This window comes from Chryseobacterium sp. 1B4 (genome assembly GCF_036631475.1).
In the GTDB taxonomy this organism is placed as follows: domain Bacteria; phylum Bacteroidota; class Bacteroidia; order Flavobacteriales; family Weeksellaceae; genus Chryseobacterium.
Genome location: NZ_JAPNUF010000007.1, coordinates 376986 through 397571 on the forward strand (window position 1 = coordinate 376986; position 20586 = coordinate 397571).

The 20586-nt window shown below is 37.6% G+C and carries 12 protein-coding genes and 5 pseudogenes; 11 read left to right on the plus strand and 6 right to left on the minus strand.

Going from position 1 to position 20586, the window contains the following annotated elements; all coding sequences use genetic code 11:
• Nucleotides 1-66: 66 nt before the first annotated feature.
• A pseudogene (locus OWR28_RS11170) lies at nt 67-1340 on the minus strand (aminotransferase class I/II-fold pyridoxal phosphate-dependent enzyme).
• A 78-nt stretch (nt 1341-1418) separates the two neighbouring features.
• A pseudogene (locus tag OWR28_RS11175) lies at nt 1419-2454 on the minus strand (PLP-dependent cysteine synthase family protein).
• 222 nt (nt 2455-2676) lie between these two features.
• Between OWR28_RS11175 and OWR28_RS11180 the strand changes: the two are divergent.
• The 11 genes and pseudogenes from OWR28_RS11180 (at nt 2677) to OWR28_RS11230 (ending at nt 16975) form a co-directional block, all read left to right on the plus strand.
• Nucleotides 2677-6162: a DUF2723 domain-containing protein gene (locus OWR28_RS11180; RefSeq protein ID WP_332386664.1), complete on the plus strand. Its 3486-nt coding sequence runs from the start codon at nt 2677-2679 to the stop codon at nt 6160-6162.
• Nucleotides 6163-6381: 219 nt separating this feature from the next.
• Entirely contained in the window at nt 6382-7743 is a 1362-nt protein-coding gene (locus tag OWR28_RS11185) for a DUF8728 domain-containing protein (RefSeq protein WP_332386665.1), read from the plus strand.
• A gap of 135 nt (nt 7744-7878) precedes the next feature.
• Nucleotides 7879-8406 carry a DUF1697 domain-containing protein gene (locus OWR28_RS11190; protein ID WP_332386666.1) on the plus strand — a complete coding sequence of 176 codons (528 nt, stop codon included), beginning with the start codon at nt 7879-7881 and terminating at the stop codon, nt 8404-8406.
• 385 nt (nt 8407-8791) lie between these two features.
• Nucleotides 8792-9600: pseudogene (kdsA, locus tag OWR28_RS11195) on the plus strand (3-deoxy-8-phosphooctulonate synthase).
• A 254-nt stretch (nt 9601-9854) separates the two neighbouring features.
• Entirely contained in the window at nt 9855-10166 is a 312-nt protein-coding gene (locus OWR28_RS11200; protein WP_332387446.1) for a Plug domain-containing protein, read from the plus strand.
• 255 nt (nt 10167-10421) lie between these two features.
• Entirely contained in the window at nt 10422-11876 is a 1455-nt protein-coding gene (locus OWR28_RS11205) for a hypothetical protein (protein WP_332386667.1), read from the plus strand.
• A gap of 152 nt (nt 11877-12028) precedes the next feature.
• A complete protein-coding gene (locus OWR28_RS11210; protein WP_332386668.1) occupies nt 12029-12409 on the plus strand; it encodes an HYC_CC_PP family protein in 381 nt (126 codons plus the stop codon).
• 118 nt (nt 12410-12527) lie between these two features.
• Nucleotides 12528-13001: a DUF3347 domain-containing protein gene (locus OWR28_RS11215; RefSeq protein WP_332386669.1), complete on the plus strand. Its 474-nt coding sequence runs from the start codon at nt 12528-12530 to the stop codon at nt 12999-13001.
• Between the two features lie 103 nt (nt 13002-13104).
• A pseudogene (locus OWR28_RS11220) lies at nt 13105-15829 on the plus strand (multicopper oxidase domain-containing protein).
• A 29-nt stretch (nt 15830-15858) separates the two neighbouring features.
• A complete protein-coding gene (locus tag OWR28_RS11225) occupies nt 15859-16485 on the plus strand; it encodes a DUF3347 domain-containing protein (RefSeq protein WP_332386670.1) in 627 nt (208 codons plus the stop codon).
• A 13-nt stretch (nt 16486-16498) separates the two neighbouring features.
• Nucleotides 16499-16975 carry a heme-binding domain-containing protein gene (locus OWR28_RS11230; protein ID WP_332386671.1) on the plus strand — a complete coding sequence of 159 codons (477 nt, stop codon included), beginning with the start codon at nt 16499-16501 and terminating at the stop codon, nt 16973-16975.
• Between the two features lie 74 nt (nt 16976-17049).
• Here OWR28_RS11230 and OWR28_RS11235 read toward each other — a convergent pair whose 3' ends face one another.
• The 4 genes and pseudogenes from OWR28_RS11235 to OWR28_RS11250 form a co-directional block, all read right to left on the minus strand.
• On the minus strand, nt 17050-17550 hold the full coding sequence (locus OWR28_RS11235) for a GNAT family N-acetyltransferase (protein WP_332386672.1): 501 nt from the start codon (nt 17548-17550) through the stop codon (nt 17050-17052).
• 17 nt (nt 17551-17567) lie between these two features.
• Entirely contained in the window at nt 17568-18152 is a 585-nt protein-coding gene (locus tag OWR28_RS11240) for a hypothetical protein (RefSeq protein WP_332386673.1), read from the minus strand.
• Nucleotides 18153-18328: 176 nt separating this feature from the next.
• Nucleotides 18329-19194 (minus strand): annotated as a pseudogene (locus OWR28_RS11245) (sigma-70 family RNA polymerase sigma factor).
• A 395-nt stretch (nt 19195-19589) separates the two neighbouring features.
• Entirely contained in the window at nt 19590-20381 is a 792-nt protein-coding gene (locus tag OWR28_RS11250; protein WP_047374592.1) for a S1/P1 nuclease, read from the minus strand.
• Between the last annotated feature and the right edge of the window lie 205 nt (nt 20382-20586).

The following is a 20586-nucleotide window of genomic DNA, read 5'->3' on the forward strand; positions in this document are numbered from 1 at the left end:
GTGCTTTATAGTTATTAAACAAAAAAGCCACTGAATCAATCAGTGGCTTTCTTTTATTTTGATGAATTAAATCGGTTTAAAACTTAATCCTTGTTCCTGCAGTAATTTTTGCTCCTGCTCTTTGTAGTAGCCACCTACCAGTTTATCATGAATAGCTTCAAATGCAGCCAGAGTTTCATTGATTTCTGCATCTGTATGAGAAGCGGTAGGAATAAGTCTTAAAAGAATCATTCCTTCGGAATGACCGGATATACTACCACAGATGTGAAGATACCATAATTCTCTCTCAAATCCTTTACCAATAGAGTAGCTTCTACCGGAGTACCCTGCATCATTACAGGAGTTACACAGGTATTGGTATCTCCAATATTGAATCCTCTTTCTTTAAGTCCGTTCTGTAGTTTGTAAACATTCTCCCAAAGTTTAGCTTTGATCTCTGGTCTTGATCTTAATAGTTCCAGTCTTTTCAGACCTCCGATAACCATTGGCATTGTAAGAGATTTTGCGAAGATTTGTGATCTCAGGTTGAACTTCAGATATCTGATGATTTCTTTGTCACCCGCAAGGAATGCTCCGAAACCAGCCATAGATTTGGCGAAAGTAGAGAAATACACATCAATCTGATCGTTGCAATCCTGCTCTTCACCCACACCGGCACCTGTTTTACCAAGTGTTCCGAAACCATGGGCATCATCTACCAATAATCTGAACTGGTATTTTGATTTAAGATCGCAGATCTCTTTGATTTTTCCCTGCTGGCCTCTCATCCCGAAAACCCCTTCTGTGATCACAAGGATACCACCTCCTGTTTCCTCAGCTACCTTGGTTGCTCTCTGAAGGTTTTTCTCAAGACTTGCCATATCGTTGTGCTTGTAGGTAAATCTTTTACCGGAATGAAGTCTTACTCCATCCACGATGCAGGCATGAGAATCCATATCATAAACAATTACATCATTTCTGCTTACCAGGGCATCAATAGTAGAAACCATTCCCTGATAACCGAAATTCAATAAATATGCTGATTCTTTTTTTACGAAGTCTGCCAATTCCCTTTCCAGCTGAAGGTGCTGGTCTGTTTCTCCGGACATTGCTCTTGCTCCCATCGGGTAGAACATCCCATACTCAGCAGCAGCTTTTGCATCCGCTTCAATTACTTCAGGATGATTACACAGCCCTAAGTAGTCATTGGCACTCCAGAAAATTACTTCTCTACCCTGAAACTGCATTCTAGGGCCGATAGGTCCCTCTAATCTTGGGAAAATAAAATAGCCTTCACCATAATCTGCAAATTGTCCAAGTGGTCCTGGATTTTCTTTTATTCTTTCAAAAATATCCAACATTGTATCGTAATTTTTAAGTAAAAAGCCTTTTTGTCAGAACACGCAAAAGGCTTTATTGTATCGTGATTTTATTCGTTCTTATTTGATAAACTCAGTTTTGAAAACTTCGTCATAGTTGTGAACACAGTTGTTGACAAATCCCTGTTCAGCCATCCATTTATCACTGTAAACTTTAGTGATATATCTTGAGCCATGGTCAGGATATATTAAAACAACCAGGTCGTTTTCTGTAAGTTCATGAGATTGGGCATACTGCATCAGTCCCTGTGTTACAGCTCCGGTAGTGTAGCCACCCATGATCGCTTCTTTCAAAGCAATTTCGCGGGTTCTGTACGCGGACATTTCATCATTTACCCTTACAAATTCATCCACCTTGTCGAAAAGCAGGGCAGAAGGGATCAGGTTTTTACCCATTCCCTCGATCTGATAAGGATGTACATCTTCTTTGTGAATTTCTCCTGTTTCGTGATAGCTCTTCAGAATAGAACCATCCGCATCTACTCCGATAATCTTGATGTCCGATTTTTTCCTTCAGAAACTTCGCTGAACCTGATAATGTTCCACCAGTTCCAGTGCAGGCAAAAAGGTGAGTGATCTTACCTTGTGTCTGTTCCCAGATCTCAGGACCTGTCGTCTGGTAATGTGCATCAATATTAAGTTCGTTAAAATATTGATTGATGTAAATAGAATTAGGAGTTTCCTTAGCGATTCTTTTAGCTACTTCATAATATGATCTCGGATCATCTGCCGGTACATTGGCCGGACATATATACACCGTGGCTCCCAATGCTTTCAGGTAAGCAATTTTTTCGGGTTTTGTTTTATCACTTACTGCAAGAATACATTTATATCCCTTAATGATACATACCATCGCAATAGAAAACCCGGTATTACCGGAAGTAGTTTCTACAACTACAGAATCTTCTTTTAAAAGGCCTTTTTTCTCTGCGTTCTCTATAATATGAAGTGCGATTCGGTCTTTGGTGGAATGTCCAGGATTATATGATTCTAACTTGGCATATACGGTTGCTGGAATATCTTTTGTAACAGTATTTAGCTTCACCATAGGAGTATGTCCTATCAGGCCAAGGATATTATCGTAAACATTACTCATTATTTGTTATTTTCAATAAAAATCTGACTGCAAAAATACAAAAAAATAAATAATTACTAAACTTTTGTTTGATTTCTAGGGCATAGTTTGTAAAAAATTATTTTCGTATTTTCAGTTTTGACACGAGTATAATCGCAAATACTACGCCAAAATTTTTAAATTTTGTTAAAACCCGCATAAAATAAGATAAAAGCCTTATTTTCGCATAATTGATTTAATACTATGAAAAATTGGACTTTTAGGCAATGGAACACCGTCTCAGGATGGGTGATTTTCGTCATTGCGTTTTTCACGTACTTGTCCACCATAGAACCCAATTTCAGTTTCTGGGATTGTGGCGAGTACATTTCTTCTGCAGTAAAACTTGAAGTAACGCATGCTCCCGGAGCTGCTTTATTCCAGATAGTGGGTGCCGTGGCAGCCATTTTTGCATTAGGGAAAGGCGAAAATTACTCCATCGTGATCAACGCGATGTCTGCATTGTTCAGTGCGCTGACTATTTTATTTTTGTTCTGGACGATCACACATTTTGTGCGAAGACTTTTGAACAAAGATTTTGAAGAAATTACGAAACATCAGGAAATCTCTATTTTATTTGCCGGAGCAGTAGGAGCCCTGTGCTTTACGTTCTCAGATACATTCTGGTTCTCAGCAGTAGAGGGAGAGGTTTATTCTATGGCTTCTATGTTTATCGCGCTTTTGGTCTGGTTGATCACCAAATGGGAAAATGAGTATAAAGCGGGAGACAGTGAAAGATGGATTATTCTTATTTTCTTCGTTTTAGGACTTTCTGTGGGAGTGCATATGATGTGTATGCTGGCGATCCCTGCAGTATGTCTGGTATATTATGCAAGAAATTATAAGTTTACCTGGAAAAACTTTATCTGGGCAAACCTTATCACACTGGGAATTTTGATTATTGTTTTCAAAATTATTTTCCCTCTGATTATGACGATGTTTGGAAGACTTGAGATTTTCTTCGTGAATGGTCTTGGACTTCCTTTCCACTCCGGAACAATTGCGGCTTTTGTTTTGATGGTAGCAATCTGCTATTTCTTAATCAAGTATGCAAGAAAAGCAAAAAGAAAGATTTATCAGACGGCTGCACTATCTGTAGTTTTCATGATGATCGGGTTCTCTTGCTGGATGGTTATTCCAATCAGAGCAAATGCTAACCCGCCGATGAACCTTAATGATCCTGACACTGCAATTGGTATGCTGGATTATTATAACAGAGAGCAGTACGGTGACTGGCCAACAATCTACGGGCAGAATTATACTGCATTCCTTGATGCTAACGGAATTGAGAAAAATGAGGATGGAAGCTTCAAGACACAAAAAACCGGTGAAATCTACGAAAAAGATGAAAAAACCGGAACGTACAGAAAAACCGGAGACCGTTTCAATTATGTATTCAGCAAATCTCAGGTAAGCTTAATGCCGAGAATGTTCAACGAAGATAAGGATGTAATGGCAAACTATATTTCTATGTATGGTGCTCCTGATTTTACATTCAATTATGCTAACGAAGATGTGGCAGACAATCCGCAGGCTAAGCAGATCTTTGACGAGCTGAGAGCAAAATATGAAGATAAATCGATTACTGCCTCAGATTATCTGAAAGTAAAACCTTATAACCTGATCAATGTTCAGAAGCCTTCGTTCCTTCAGAATATGGATTATTTCATCACTTTCCAGAACGGATATTACTTTGTAAGATATCTGATGTGGAACTTTGTAGGAAGACAGAACGACCTTGAAGGAAACATGGAAAGTACAAAAGGAAACTGGATTTCCGGAATTCCTTTTATCGATAATGCAGTGGTAGGAAATCAGGATAAAATGCCTGCCAAATTCAAGAATGAAAGTACAGTGAAATTCTTCTTCCTTCCATTAATTTTAGGTTTGATCGGATTCTTCTTCCAATTAAACAGAGACTTCGGAAGATTCTATGCGCTATTATCTTTATTCATTTTAACAAGTGTAGGAATTATCTTCTATACAGGAGTAAAGCCTTTCGAGCCGAGAGAAAGAGACTATGCAATGGTAGGTTCATTCTACGCATTTGCCATCTGGATCGGTATGGGTGCCGGAGCAATTTTATGGTTCCTGCAGTCTAAAGTAAAATCAAACGGAGCTAATATTGCTCTGGGAGTGGTTTTATTAGGAGTACCTTTCATGATGGGCTTCCAGAACTACAACGTTCATGACAGAAGCAACCGATACACAGCATATGATTATGCGTATTCCGTTTTAAAATCATTACCGAAAAACGATATCCTTTTCGTGTACGGTGATAACGATACTTACCCGGTTTGGGCAATTCAGGAAACAGAAAGATTCAGAGATGATGTGAAGGTGGTTAACTTTACCCTTGCTTCAACTCCATGGAACCTTGACCAGATCAAAAGGAGAACTTACAATGCTATGGGAATTCCCAGCCAACTGACACACGAAGATTACAGAGATGGGGTAAACGACCAGATCTATATGATGAAGAAAGAAGATTGGGAAGGTGTATTCTCTATGCTGAAAGAACAGGGAGCTCCGGAAACAGAATTCCAGTCTTTCAGAAAATATCTTACCCAGGATTCTTTAACACTGAAACAGGCGATTGAATTCATTAAATTTAAATCTCCTGAAAAAGATGAATTGTTGAAAATGTATTTCGGGGAAGAGAAATTTGAAAAATACAATATCCTTCCGGTAAACAAATTCATCCTTCCGGTCAATAAAGAAAATGCTTTAAAAGCAGGAATCATCAACAAAGAAGATCTTCCGAATGTTGCCAATCAGATTATGATTACTTACAAAGGAAACACGCTTTATAAGAATAACCTGATCCTGATGGATCTTTTAGCAAACTTCGACTGGAAGCGTCCGATTAACTTCTCATCAGGAGGTATCTATGACAGTGAGAATATTTTCTATCTGAACGATTATCTTCAGTTTGACGGATTCAGTTACAGATTGATTCCTATCCAAACGCCTCCGACGGCTGATGGAGATATGGGAAGAGTAGATGCCAATTCTCTTTATAATGTAGTGAAAAATTTCAGATGGGGTAACTTCAAAAACTTAAATGCTCACTTTGATGAAACGGCTACTTCCAATATCATCAGCTACAGAATGTCAGCGAGCAGAGCAGCAGCAGCCCTTGCATTAAGCGGACAGAAAGCTAAGGCATTGGAAATTCTGGATCTTGCAGCAAAAGAAATTCCGGCAGAGAAATATAATGATCCACGTTCATTAAGTTCAATTGTATCAGGATACATCATTGCAGGGCAGGAGCAGAAAGGTCTTCAGATTGCTGAAGTGCTTAAAAAAGGAATCTTTGAAGAGTATGATTACTATTTAAGCCTTTCCAAAGCAGACCAAAGCTACCTGAGAAGACAGATGAGAACAAAACCTATGGAATATTCTCTTGTTGTTTCTGCAGTAACAGATGCTTATACGAAGATAGGACAGAAAGAAAAAGCATATGCTTATCTTGTAAAATCCATAGAGCCGATTGACAAGAAATTCAATGTGTTTATCAAAGATCTTCAGGAGATGGGCAGAGATAAGGCGATGAAAGAATCTGAAAATGTACAGCAGATCACGCCATTCTATCAATATTTATTTGATGTGATGGAGCCTTATGATTCTACGTATTCAAAAGAAAAAGAAAGTCAGATTACGAACGCGATTATCAAAGCAACAAAATAAAATACTTTAAAACGGAACTTCGGTTCCGTTTTTTTATTATTGGGAATCCTGAATTTAAAGGTTATATTTGTGAAAGTAAAAATACATAATGTCCGAAACACAAAATAGCAAATTCCCAATGTATTCCGTCATTGCTACGGTTCTTTTTAAACTTCTTTTTTATTAACGCACTATATCCAGGAAGATGCGTTTATCACCTGGAGAGTTGCCCAGAATCTATTGGATTATGGAGTAATCGGCTTCAATGGAGATACTAAAATCTCTGCATCTACAACACATCTGTATGTTTTTGTATCTTATCTTTTCAATCTTGTTCTCGGGAAAGAGAATTTTATTGAACCCCTTTTGATTTTTAACTCCATATTGTTTACCATAGGAACTTTATTGCTTTCTCATCTGGTTCTTAAAAATCCATGGCATAAAGCGATTTTCATATTTCTGATCGGTATTTTACCTCCGGCTATTAAAATTTCAATTCTCGGAATGGAGTACGGAATCCTGTTTTTCCTGGAAATGTCATTGTTATATTATGGCTTCCACAAAGGAAAAAAATGGGTGTTGACACTCCTTCCGGTTTTAATTATGTTTACAAGAATCGATACGGTAATATTCCTGGGAATTGTATTTCTGGTAGATGTATTCTGGAACAGAAAGGTCAGATGGAATTATATTTTTGGTGGAATTCTGGGCGTTTTATCAACAGTAGCTTTTAACTGGTTTTACTTTGGTGAGCTGGTGAACAATACCATTACTGCAAAAAAGCTTCTTTACAGTGAAGACCTTACGATCCAACAGCATATCGGTTACTTTTTTAAGAGTTTCGGAAACTTCTGGGGAATGCTGAAAGTTCCCGGAGATTTTAATCCTATCACCATCGTTGTATTGATCTTTGAACTGCTTTGCTTTATTTATCTGATCAGACAGAGAGAGAAAAGAAACTACTTTTTGTGGATGATCTTTATCTTCGGATGGGTAAAACAAATCATCTTTATTTCTCAGAAAAGTTTATTTGACTGGTATTACTGGGTTCCGCAGATTTTACTTTTCGTTCCCGTTCTTATTTTTGTACTGGAACAGAAAGAGAGAAGAAATCTTTGGCTGTCATTATTGATTATATTCTACATTTTCCCGATGCTTGCCTTTCAAACCGTTCATTCTATTGCAACAGGAAACGGGGAATGGAATTACCGAAGAACCATTGGTACTTTTCTAAATCAATATGAAAAAGATAAAAACCAGTGGATCCTGCTTGAGCCGGCGGGGTATGTTCCTTATTTTTCAGGATTAAAAACGATAGATGAGGTTGGATTGGTTGATAAACAGATTCAGGAGGAAATTAAAAAAGATAAAGTAAATTACTGGATCAATACAGTCAGAACAAGAAAACCGAAATACCTTCTTTCCTATAAAAACCTGTATGAAGGGAATGATGCCAATTCAGTCTATTATCAGACCCATTATAAACTTTTAAAAGAATTCAGGGTGAAAGATCACCTGAAAAGCGATAATAAGATTTTAGAAAAAATTTACCATCTGAAACCTTCCGGTACAGACTATAATTTGTACATTAGAGTTGATTAAAATATTTAAATATTTAAGCATTTAAAAAGTAAAAATAGCAAAGAAAAACTAAAAGAAGTCCGAGAACTCTTTACTTTCAAACTCTCAAACTTAAAACCTGCAACCTATTATTTAATCCCTAATCCCTAAAGAAAAATGAAATACTGTGCTTTTCTCCGCGGCGTCAACGTAAAAGGAACTAATATGAAAATGGCGGATGTCTGCCAGGTTTTTAAAGATGCCGGCATGAATGAGGTAAGCTCAGTACTGGCGTCCGGAAATATTGTGTTTTCTTCCGATAAAAAGAGTGAGGAATTAAAGGCAATTCTGGAAAAAGCAATGTCAGGGCATTTCTCTTATGAAGCATTTTTGTTTGTGAAATCTCAGGAGGAAACAGAAGTTTTATGGAACAGTGTTCCTTTTGAAAAGAATGATACATTTCACATGTATGGCTTTGTAGGAATTCCGGGTGTGGAAAAGGTTCTGATGGATGAGTTTCAGAAAGCAGCTCAGGCGGAAAATGAAAAAGCAGCGATTGTTAATGATATATTTTACTGGCAGGTTCCGAAAGGAAATACCCTGGATTCTACCTTTGGGAAAGTACTGGGTAAAAAGAGCCTTAAAGATCAGCTTACCAGCAGAAATGTAAATACGTTTGAGAAGGTTTTGAAGAAGATGGGGTAAAATATTTCACAGGCGGATTTTATATTTTCTGATTATTTTTAGGTTTTGGCTGATGCCGATGGCTGTTTGTTTTATTTGTAAACGGGCTAAAGCCCGTTCCTATTGTTTTTTTAATCTGCAAACAGTAGGGTTTTCCTCAAAAATTACATTATTCCTTGTTTTAGAAATGTTAGAATAAAAACATAGAGTTTGTCATTCCCGGAGGAATCCCGACATAGTATAAAAAATTCCTTCGGAATGACAAGATACTGCCGGGGTAAGAGTTTCTAGACAAAAATAGACATTCGTTTTCCGGTTTTTGGTTAAAGCCTAAACCCATCCGTAAATAATTTCCAAATCTGAAACTTTCTCAGTATTTTTACTGAACTTTTTAATGACAACAAAAATGATTCAGTATTTAGATAATATTTCGCACAAAGATTCAAAAACTTTTTCCTTATTGCCGGACCTTGTATTATTGAAGGGGAAGATATGGCACTAAGAATCGCTGAAAAAGTGATCAGCATTACGGATAAATATAATATTCCATACATTTTCAAGGGAAGTTTTAAAAAAGCAAACAGAAGCCGTGTAGATTCTTTCACAACCATTGGGGAAGAGAAATCTCTTGAAATCCTTAAAAAAGTAGGTGAGACCTTTAATATTCCTACTACAACAGATATCCATGAGAATGAACACGCGGCATTGGCAGCACAATATGTAGATGTTCTGCAGATTCCTGCATTCCTTGTTCGTCAGACCGATTTATTGATCGCTGCGGCAAAAACAGGAAAATGTGTTACCCTGAAAAAAGGACAGTTTCTTTCACCGGAAGCGATGAAGTTTGCCGTTCAGAAGGTGACAGATTCCGATAACCAGAAAGTAGCCATTATTGAAAGAGGGAATTCTTTCGGGTATACAGACCTTATCGTGGATTACAGAGGAATTCCTACCATGAGAGAATATGCTCCTGTTATTTTGGATGTTACCCATTCTTTACAGCAGCCTAATCAGAACTCAGGGGTTACAGGTGGAAGACCGGATCTTATTGAAACGGTTGCCAAAGCGGGAATTGCAGTAGGAGCAGATGGAATTTTCATCGAAACACATCCTACACCGGAAACCGCATTATCTGATGGTGCCAACATGTTAAGATTAGATTTATTAGAAGATTTGTTACAAAAATTAACAAGAATTAGAGAATCGATTTTGTAATTGTTAAAAAAACATTAATTTTAGAAATTCTAAAACATTTCTTTTGAAAAAACTAGTTTTACCGCTAAGCCTTATGGTCCCGTTTCTGATTTTCTCCCAGCAAAGAAAAAAGATACAGCGACCACTAAAGTGACCGATATAGAGGAAGTTGTCTTCCAGAAAAAGCAACAGGAAGAACCAATGACCTTACCAATGTAAGAATTTCAGCGAAAGAAGCAAAATCCGTAGCTTCTATTAATGGTGGAATTGAAGGACTGCTTAAAACCTTACCTTCTGTAAACTCCAATACCGAGCTGTCTTCCCAATATATGGTTCGTGGCGGAAACTATGATGAAAACCTTATCTACATTAATGACATTGAGATTTACAGACCTTTCCTGATCAGAAACTCTCAACAGGAAGGGATGAGTATCATCAATCCCGATATGGTTTCTACAGTGAATTTCTCTGCAGGAGGATTTGAAGCTAAATATGGGGATAAAATGTCTTCGGCTTTAAATATCTATTACCGGGAACCTGAAAAATTTGAAGTTTCAGGGGAGGCCAGTTTAATTGAGGAAGACTGACAACAGGTTTGGCTTCCAAGAATAAAAATTTACAGCCTTATTTTCAGGAAGGTACAGAAATACCAATCTTGTTCTTAACACTCTGAAGGAAGATACAGACTTTAACCCGACCTATTGGGATTTCCAGTCTTATCTGAACTATCATGTCAGTGATAAGTTTTCCATGTCATTCATCGGATATTATTCCAAGAATGATTATGAGATGATTCCCAGAGCAAAAGTGTTACATTCGGAAGCCTTCAGCAGCCTATAACCGTGAACATAGGATATGCGGGTAAAGAAAATGACCAGTACAAAAATATGATGGGTACATTTTCCATGAACTATAAGCCGGCCGATAAATGGAAACTTACATTGGATGCATTTGCTTATCAGAACAGAGAAAGAGAATATTATACGATCAATTCAGGATATGAATTGCAGACCTTTGATCCTGTGACGCAGCAGCCTGTAACATCATTTGATGTGGGCGGACAGATAGAACACGCAAGAAATGATTTGTTTGTAAGAACCTACGGAACCCAGTTCAGAGCCAAATTTTCTCCCAATGTAAATACCGACTTTGAGGTTGGATTTAAATATGAGAAAGAAAATCTCAAAGATCTTACCAATGAATGGAAGGTTGTAGATTCTGCAGGTTACAGCCTGCCAAGACCTGAAATTATTGATCCGAGAACAGGAATGACAGGAGATCTTAAGCTTGCTTATTATATTGCCGGGCAAAACAATATTGAGCCTACAAGACTTTCAGCATACGCACAATATTCACAGAAGTTCTACTGGGGAGCCAGTAAGGTATTTGTGAATGCCGGAGTACGTGTTGCCAACTGGAGTTTCAATAAAGAAACAATATTCTCTCCAAGAGCCCAGTTTGCGATAAAGCCTGATTGGGACAGTGATATGCTGTTTAAAATTTCGGGAGGAATTTACTATCAGGCTCCTTTCTACAAAGAGATCAAGGATTTAGATGGTAATTTTAACGCTAATATAAAATCGCAGCGTTCTATCCAGGTTATTCTTGCCAATGATTATGAGTTCCAGATGTATGACAGACCATTTAAACTGACTACGGAACTTTATTACAAGAAAATGGATAACCTGATCCCGTATTATATGGATAATGTAAGAATCCGGTATTCCGGGCAGAATAATTCCAAAGGATATGCGTATGGTATTGATACGAGATTATTCGGGGAATTTGTGCCGGGTGTAGATTCTTGGTTATCCGCGAGTTATGCGAGGGTGTATGAAAATATAGATGGAAGAGGAGATATTCCGAGACCTACAGACCAGAGGTTGAGGTTTGCCATGTTCTATCAGGATTATATGCCGAGCTTCCCGTCAATGCGTGTCAATCTTACCTTGGTATATGCTATGGGATTACCTACAGGAGCTCCCGTAATGTTCAACAGCAACGGACAGCCGGACTTTGGTTCAGCGTATAATTATCAGCAGACCCTTCCTTCCTATAAAAGGGTAGACTTAGGATTGACAAAGGTATTTATTGATCCGAAAGAGAAAAATAAGAGATCAGGATTCTGGGGTAATTTCGAGGAGCTGACATTAGGAGTTCAGGTTTTCAACGCATTCAACATCAATAACACGGTAGCGAACCAATGGATCACTGATTATAACAGCAATTATATGTATCCAGTTCCGGTACGTCTTACAGGACGTTTCTTCAATGTGAAGTTAGAATTTAAACTGTAAAAAATTAAAAGATGAGGTTGATGTTAATCTCTCAAAAAATAAATAAAAGCTTTCGGAGAAATTCGGAAGCTTTTATTTTACCCGAATTTTGTAACAACATTACCAAATTTTATAACAACGGTCTCAGAGATATTTTTATCTTTGTCCTACCAATGAAAAAGATTCTTGCCATATTGTTTTCTATTTTCTACTTCGGGTTTTCTTCCGGAGCAGCTTTTAGTATTCATTATTGCATGAAGGAATTTGTTTCTGTAAGCCAGAAAACAGATGGTATCTGTGCAAAATGCGGTGTTAAAGACAAAAAAGGATGCTGCAAAACAGAAATCAAAGTAGTAAAAGTAGATGATTCCCAGAAATCAGACCTGCTTAAAATTGACTTTTTAGGCCAGATTTCAGAAATTCCGGTGAAACATCAGTTTGCTGTTATTGATAAGTCTTTTTCAGCCACCAAATTTACTCAGATCCGGATTAATGCACCGCCTGAATACCGGCCGGTACCTATCTACATCAATCATTGTAATTTTAGAATTTAGAATCCGTCCGTCGTTTCCGGTATCATGAATTGCATACCGTTACGGGCGACATGTTCTGACGCACTTACTGATGCGTTACCATTATTCTTTATTAAAATTAATTCTAAAATGTAAAACAATGAAAAAATATATCATCACAGCAGCCTTATCTGTATTCTCAATCATTTCACTATCAGCACAATCTAAAAAGGATGCTCAGGTTTCTAAGCTGTATCAGAACTATATCGCTATCAAATCAGCTTTGGCTTCAGATGACGCTGATAAAACATCAAAAGCAGCAACAGAATTTATTAAGACAGCTTCTGCCATTGACTATAAAGTAGTATCTGAAGGAAATCTTAATATTCTCAGAAAAGATGCCTCTGCTATATCTGAAGCAAGAACCGTTGCAGCACAAAGAGAAACTTTTTTCAACCTTTCGGACAATATGATTGCTTTGACCAAAGAGTTTAAGCTTTCTGAAAAGCCGGTATATGTACAGTATTGCCCAATGGCAGATGGCAGCTGGCTGAGCGATGAAAAACAGATCGCTAATCCTTACTATGGGAAGTCTATGCTTTCCTGCGGAAGTGTAAAGTCAGAAATTAATTAATTATTGTATTTTTCTTAAAAACAATAAGTTGTATAGCTTAAGTTATAATTAAATTTAAGCTGTGCAGCTTCTAAAAGTTCGAAATATTATGAAAAAATTAATAATGTTTCTGATGCTTTTATTCTCTGTTTTTACTTTCGCACAAACTACAAAAACGTATTATACCTGCCCGATGCACCCGGAAGTGGTGTTATCAAAACCCGGAGACTGCCCTAAATGCGGAATGACTCTGGTGAAAAAAACAGCAGTTATAAAATCCAAAGTAACAGCAAAAGCGGAAACGAAAGCTATCCCTGCAACAGAGATTAAAAGAAAATCTTTAGAAACAAAAATAAATAAAGTAAAGGAAGCAACTAAGGTTGAGAAAGCAAAAGTAATAAAGCCTTCTGTTCAGCCAGAGAAAAAAGTCTTAACTCAAGCTCAAACTGTTTACACCTGTCCGATGCACCCCGAGGTGACTTCAGACAAGCCTGGGAAATGTCCCAAATGTGGAATGGACCTGGTAGAAAAAGAAGATCATTCCCATCATGCAGACGCTGAAAGTCCAAAAGAAGAAAAGTCTGTTTTAAAACGTAATTCAGAAAACGGGAGAATTACTTTTGGAGGAAAAACAGTTCGTTATGACCTGTATGTAAAAGATACTATTGTCAATTTTACAGGAAAAAACAGAAGGGCCATCGCAATCAACGGGAAACTTCAGGCTCCGACCCTGTATTTTACAGAAGGAGATACTGCTGAAATTTACCTGCACAATATGCTTAAGGAAAATACCGGATTGCACTGGCATGGAGTAATTCTTCCCAATGAACATGACGGAGTTCCATATCTTACCACTAAACCTGTAAAACCGGGAGAAACCCATCTGTATAAATTCAGAATCTCACAAAACGGAACCTATTGGTACCATTCCCATGAAGCCCTTCAGGAGCAGATAGGAATGAACGGCATTCTGGTCTTCAAAAGAGAAGGCGAACCGAAAACGGAGTACAATGCTGAAATTCCTGTACTATTGGGAGATTGGAGTGATGATGATCCGATGCAGATTGCAAGAAGGCTTCATATGGCGAATACAGACTGGTATGCTGTAAAGAAAATGCAGTACAGAGTTACTGGGAAGCCATTAAGTCCGGAAATTTAGGAACAAAAGCACTGAATGAATGGAAAAGGATGGAAGCGATGGACGTAAGTGATGTTTATTACGATAAATTTCTGATTAACGGTACTCCAAGTTCAGATTATTCCCAATTAAAAGCTGGTGACAAAGTAAGGCTCAGAGTGGCCAACGGAGGCTCTTCCACCTATTTCTGGCTGAATTATGGAGGGGGAAGATAAAAGTAGTGGGAAATGACGGGAATGACGTGGTACCTGTAGAGGTTGACCGTCTGATTGTAGGAGTTTCCGAAACCTATGATATTGAAGTTACCATCCCTGAAAATAAAAGCTTTGAGTTCCGGGCAACCTCAGAAGATAGGATAGGACACGCTTCTCTTTGGCTGGGTTCCGGTGAAAAGATAGAGGCTCCCAATCTTCCAAGACTCATGCTTTTTGAAGGAATGAAAATGATGAACGGAATGATGGAGATGAGCGGCAACATGAAACCGATGAATATGACGATGGGGAATCAGATGATGGATATGAACGAAGTAATGTATCCGGAATTATCTGAAAACCAAAGAAAAACTACAGCAAAACACATTAATGAGATGATGGGAGTGAAAACAAAAGAAGATAAGAAAGAGGATCATTCCCAACATTCAGGTATGGATATGAAGGAAGAAAAAACCATCAGGAGATTGTCTTACAATATTTTAAAATCCCCTGAAAAAACCATCCTTCCTGCAGACAGCATCCGTGAAATGAAATTTACGCTGGAAGGAAATATGAACCATTACCTGTGGACTCTGGATAATAAAACCGTAACAGAGACGGATAAAATTCTGATCAAAAAGGGAGAGGTTCTCAGAATCAAGATGTATAATAATTCAATGATGCGTCACCCGATGCACCTTCACGGTCATGATTTCAGGCTGATCAACTCAAAAGGGGAATACTCTCCACTGAAGAATGTAGTGGATATCATGCCGATGGAAACCGTAACGATAGAATTTGCAGCGAATCAGGATGGAGACTGGTTTTTCCACTGTCACATTTTATACCACATGATGGCAGGAATGGGAAGAATCTTCAGCTATGAAAATTCAAAACCCAATCCGCAGCTTCCGAACAGAAAGCTGGCCTGGAAAAACTTTTTACAGGATAATAAAATGACGAGTTCTATGGCAATGCTGGATGTGGCAAGCAATAAGGTCCATGCAGAAACCATGACGATGTTCGGACCAAGATGGGCTAACCTTAACGAGTTTCACTCCAACTGGAATTTTGATCATTTCGAAGGAAGTGCGAAAGTAGGACGGTTTTTAGGAAAATTCCAATGGGCACTTCCTTATGCAGGGATCAGGGTCCAGAAAAATCATGAGATTATGGAAAGACAGATGGCAGAAGATATAGGGATGGATTTTCATGGCAAAAAGACCTGGTTCGGACAGCAGAAAGCTTCCAAAAACAAGTTTGCATTTATAGTGGGTATGCAGTATGTGCTGCCAATGCTGATTACTGCTGACGCAAGTGTGGACCAGAACGGAAAAGTATTACTGGAGTTGAGCCGTGAAGATATACCGCTTTCCAGAAGGCTGAGAGGAAATTTCAGTGTCAATTCAGACGGAGAGTTTACAACCGGAGTGAGATATATTCTTCAAAAGTGGTTATCCGTTTCCGGAAATTATGATAATGAAATGGGCTGGGGAGCAGGTGTCACTTTAACGTATTAATTTTTTAAAACCATATTATTGAAGAAACAATGAAAAATATAATAACCGTACTGCTTGTGGGAGCCACATTATACTCTTGTAATAAACCCGACAGTACAATATCTGAAAAGAAAGCAGAACCGGAAATTAAAAGGACGGATAAAACTGAACCTGATGAAAGTTCAGATCGGGAGGTAAAAGAAAGCCCGGAAGGAAGTAAAAAAGAAACAGGCCAGCTCTCAGCTTTTCCAATCCGGCAAATTATCAAAAGCTACCTTCCTCTAAAAAATGCCTTAGCTCAAGATGATTCTGAAAAAGCTTCCCATGCGGCTAAAAGTCTGTTTTCTGTATTAAAGAAAATAGATATCAGTAAAACCGATGCAAAAAGCAATTCTGAGTTGCGTGATATTGTAGAAAGTGCATCGGAAAATGCAGCGCATATCGGAGAAAACGCTGATGATATAGCACACCAGAGAGAGCATCTGCTTTCCCTCAGTAATGACATTACCGATTTAATAAAAGAGCAGGGAACAGGAGGGCTAAAGTTATACCAGGATTTCTGTCCTATGTATAATAACGGAAAAGGAGGAACCTGGATCAGTGAATCAGAAGAGATTATCAATCCGTATGAAGGTCAGAAAATGATTAACTGTGGTTCTGTAAAAAAAGTATTTTAAAACATAAATAGGGATGAGCCGGAACATTAGAAATATATTTTTGGGGGTTGTTCTCATTTTTTTGCTTATTCAGTTCATTCAGCCTGTCCGTAATACTGATTACGGGCAGGTACCTTCAACAGATATTTCAAAGGTTTACAAGCTTCCTCAGAATGTGCAGTCTGTTTTGAGAAATTCCTGTTATGACTGTCACAGTAATTCTACTCATTATCCCTTCTATTCTTATATACAGCCTTTAGGATATTTTATTGAAAAGCATATAAAAAAGGGAAAAGAAGAATTGAATTTTAATGAATGGAGTAGTTACAGCCGTCGTAAACAGGCTCATAAATTAGAATCTGTTGCGAATCAGGTACAGCAGAAAAAAATGCCGCTTACCTCTTATACTTATCTTCATCCGGAAGCTGCCCTTTCTGAAAGTCAGATAAAAGAAATGGTTCGCTGGATAGAGTTGGTGCAGACTGAAAATAATAAAGCAAATAAGAACTAAAAATAAAAAGCCATCCGTTGACAGGGTGGCTTTGTTTATAGAGATAAAAATTTAAGGTTGAAGCTGGGTTTAATTTAAAATGATAAAATATAACTCTCCGACACCTTTTTGAAACCGTATCTACTGAAAAAGTTGTGAGCACCATGATTGTTGACTCCACTTTCTAATAAGATAAAACTGATATTCCAGCTTTTAGATTCATGAATGGCTTTCTCCAGCAGTTTGCTTCCAAGGGATTGTCCTCTCACAGACTGATCCAGGAGCATATCTTCCAGAATGGCATATTTTTTAAAAGGACTGTTGATCACGTTAAAAACCATCATGCCGACAATTTCCCGGTTTTCATTTTCCGCAATCAGAATATTCAGTTTGGAACTGCCATCGGAATTAAAATCGGTGATCAGCTGCTCTGTCAGAATCAGCTCAAGATCAGGATTCCAATGGTGTGGATCTATCGCTCTGCCGGACATCATTTCGCCATGAGAAATATAAGCATCTGTTTTGTGGGTAATAAAAAAGTCGACGAGTTCTTTCACGCGGCTTTTATCGGTAAGCCATTGGGTAGTATATTTCATGAGGTGTAATAATGTGTTTATTTTAATTTTTTCAATTCTTCCAGCAGTTTATTCTGCTTGTTGATAAATTGATTGAGACTGTCTGTTTTCAGAGGATGCGCCTTTTGGTATTTTTCAATTTCAGGAAGCGTTTTTCTTATTTTGAATGCGGAGTAAATACTGTAAATGCTTTGCTTATTCCTGTTGATCTGATGTTTAAGTTCTTTTATTTTTTGAACCTTCAGATCATAGTTTTCTGAACTCTCTTTGATAAGTTCAGCCATTTCCTTTTCCGAATCGTTAATGGCTTTTGCCTCATTTTTCGCAATCAAATAATAATCTTCTGAATTAGAAATAATACTGTTATATATACTTTGCATTTTATGAGCATCTTCTTGCATTAAAGATATTTTCTCATCTATTTTCCTGAGCGCCTGATCATTTTTGATTTTTTCATAGTAGATGCCATCAAATATATTCTGGGTTTTACTTAGCCGTTTTATAGGAATACCGGATTCTGTGTTCTCAGCTGCTTTTTCTACAATATTATTGTTTTGCGATTTATTTTCTCTGCAGGAAAGAGTAGATAAGGCTAGAGCAGAAGCGAAAAGTATTTTTTTCATAGTCTGTTTTATTTTGGTGTATAATCAACGTCATATCCCTTCTACTAAATAAATCATTTAGATTTATCATCAGTGATGAAAGGATTCTAATTAGTTGAGCAAACTTTGAAAAATGTTACACCAATAAAAAACGGAGCCTGAAACCAGACTCCGCCTATAAAATTTTTACGCTAAAATTATTTACCCAGGTAAGATTTAAGGATCTTGCTTCTGGTATTGTGTTTTAGTCTCTTAATTGCTTTTTCTTTGATCTGACGAACTCTCTCTCTTGTAAGATCGAAAGTCTCACCAATTTCCTCTAAAGTCATTGGGTGTTTTCCGTTCAGTCCGAAGTACAATCTTACCAAATCAGCCTCTCTTGGCGTCAAAGTATTCAATGCTCTTTCAATCTCAATTTGCAGAGATTCAAGCATCAGATCTTTATCAGGACTTGGAGATTCTCCTGAACGTAATACATCATAAAGATTAGAATCTTCACCTTCTACCAAAGGCGCATCCATAGACAGGTGTCTTCCGGAGTTTTTCATAGATTCTTTAATATCTTCCTCGCTCATGTCAAGAACTTCAGCCAATTCTTCCGGAGAAGGTGGTCTTTCATTTTCCTGTTCAAGGTGAGCGTATGCTTTATTGATTTTGTTGATAGATCCAATCTTGTTCAATGGTAATCTTACAATTCTTGACTGCTCAGCCAATGCCTGTAAAATTGATTGACGGATCCACCATACTGCATAAGAGATAAATTTGAAACCTCTAGTTTCATCGTACCTTTTGCCGCTTTCATTAATCCTAAGTTACCTTCATTGATCAAATCGGGTAAAGAAAGACCCTGGTTTTGGTATTGCTTAGATACGGATACTACGAAACGAAGGTTGGCTTTGATTAATTTCTCAAGTGCGGCTCTGTCGCCGGCACGTATTCTTTGTGCCAATTCTACTTCCTCGTCCGCAGTAATCAGTTCCACTTTACCAATTTCCTGCAAATACTTGTCTAATGAAGCAGTTTCCCTGTTGGTAACCTGCTTAGTGATTTTTAATTGTCTCATTTATTTTATCCTCAAAAAAGAGTTACTATAATATATACGTATGAAAAAGTAAAAAGGTTACACAGGATTTAGTTTTTTTGTACAATGTACAATGTAAAAAAGTATTAATGATTTTTAATAACAGGCTATATTATTGATAATTAATTTATTATGTGTTTTTACTTATGATTAAAAATATATCAATTATAAAAGAGGTAAATTCGTTTACAAACTTTATAATTTCCCTAAACCCTAAACCCTAAACCCTAAACCCTAAACCCTAAACCCTAAACCTTGAACTCTAAACTTTAAACAAAAAAAAAACGAAACCGAAGTCCCGTTTTTATATCTAAAGTACTATTTCAGGTTTATTGAGTTACCCCGCAAACCCAAAACTCGCAATTCGTAACCTGCAACTAAAAAAGCTCGTTCAGCACTTTCGCCAGTCTCAATCCTCCGTACAGTAACTGTCTTTCCATCGTTTCATTAAACTTGTACTGGTAGTCGTAAGATAACTTAGAATCGTTAGGAGTCTGTGCATAGATCTTATTGGCAATTTTATGAGAATCGTACAACCAGTCCTCCAGGGTTCCGGACTGAATCTGTGCTACTTCTTCTTTGGATTTGATATCTAAAAGCTTGGAATATTCAGTATAGCTGTATTTTTGAGAATCTACTAATTTTCCGTCCCATACGGAGTGTAAATTTGTTTTTTCCCCGAAATAAGTAACATTGATTTTGTTTCCGCCTAAATCCTCTGCTCTTCCTACGTGGAGCGGCTGTGCAAGGTCTCCCATGATGTGAATAAGGAAAATCAAAGCAATTTTTCTGTCTTTTTCGGAAGTGTTTTTATCTTTGATCTGGCTGGACAGGGTGTTTACCTGAGTATAAAGGCTTGGTCCGGCCTGTGCTTTTAAGTTTTGTTCAAAAGCCTTAAAATCAGTCATTGGATCAATGTTTACATAGTGCCATGATGAAGCCTGCTTCCATGCGCCTGTTGTATCAGATTTGATAAAATCCGGCCAGTTCGCCCAGTAAGCCAGGCGCTCTTTCCCCATGATTTTTTTAATCTCTCTTCTTGCTTTACGGGAAAGGTGGTTTTGTGCAATGTCTGCAATCACTCTGTGTCCCGTTAATCCCCACGCATAAGAATAAAGTGAAGAGGCCATGAATGCTAAAATCAGAATTTTAGAATAAATACTTTTCATTTTAAATAACAATTTTCAGTCTGCAAAGATACGGCCCGCTTTCGGAATGAGCATGCATTATCCTGAATTTATTCCATAAAGATGATGTTAATAAAATTTAATGTAAATAAAAGTGGTAATTATGGTAGGTTTGAAGGCTTAAAAATCCAGAAAAAGTATAAATGACAGGACTGATAGAGATAGACTGTAAAGTTTTTTTAGAGAT

What these genes read in the sequence shown, in the direction of transcription:
- OWR28_RS11180 (WP_332386664.1), top strand. Translation starts at nt 2,677, where the DNA reads ATGAAAAATTGGACTTTTAGGCAATGGAACACCGTCTCAGGATGGGTG.
- OWR28_RS11190 (WP_332386666.1), top strand. Translation starts at nt 7,879, where the DNA reads ATGAAATACTGTGCTTTTCTCCGCGGCGTCAACGTAAAAGGAACTAAT.
- OWR28_RS11210 (WP_332386668.1), top strand. Translation starts at nt 12,029, where the DNA reads ATGAAAAAGATTCTTGCCATATTGTTTTCTATTTTCTACTTCGGGTTT.
- OWR28_RS11215 (WP_332386669.1), top strand. Translation starts at nt 12,528, where the DNA reads ATGAAAAAATATATCATCACAGCAGCCTTATCTGTATTCTCAATCATT.
- OWR28_RS11225 (WP_332386670.1), top strand. Translation starts at nt 15,859, where the DNA reads ATGAAAAATATAATAACCGTACTGCTTGTGGGAGCCACATTATACTCT.
- OWR28_RS11230 (WP_332386671.1), top strand. Translation starts at nt 16,499, where the DNA reads ATGAGCCGGAACATTAGAAATATATTTTTGGGGGTTGTTCTCATTTTT.
- OWR28_RS11235 (WP_332386672.1), bottom strand. Translation starts at nt 17,550, where the DNA reads ATGAAATATACTACCCAATGGCTTACCGATAAAAGCCGCGTGAAAGAA.
- OWR28_RS11240 (WP_332386673.1), bottom strand. Translation starts at nt 18,152, where the DNA reads ATGAAAAAAATACTTTTCGCTTCTGCTCTAGCCTTATCTACTCTTTCC.
- OWR28_RS11250 (WP_047374592.1), bottom strand. Translation starts at nt 20,381, where the DNA reads ATGAAAAGTATTTATTCTAAAATTCTGATTTTAGCATTCATGGCCTCT.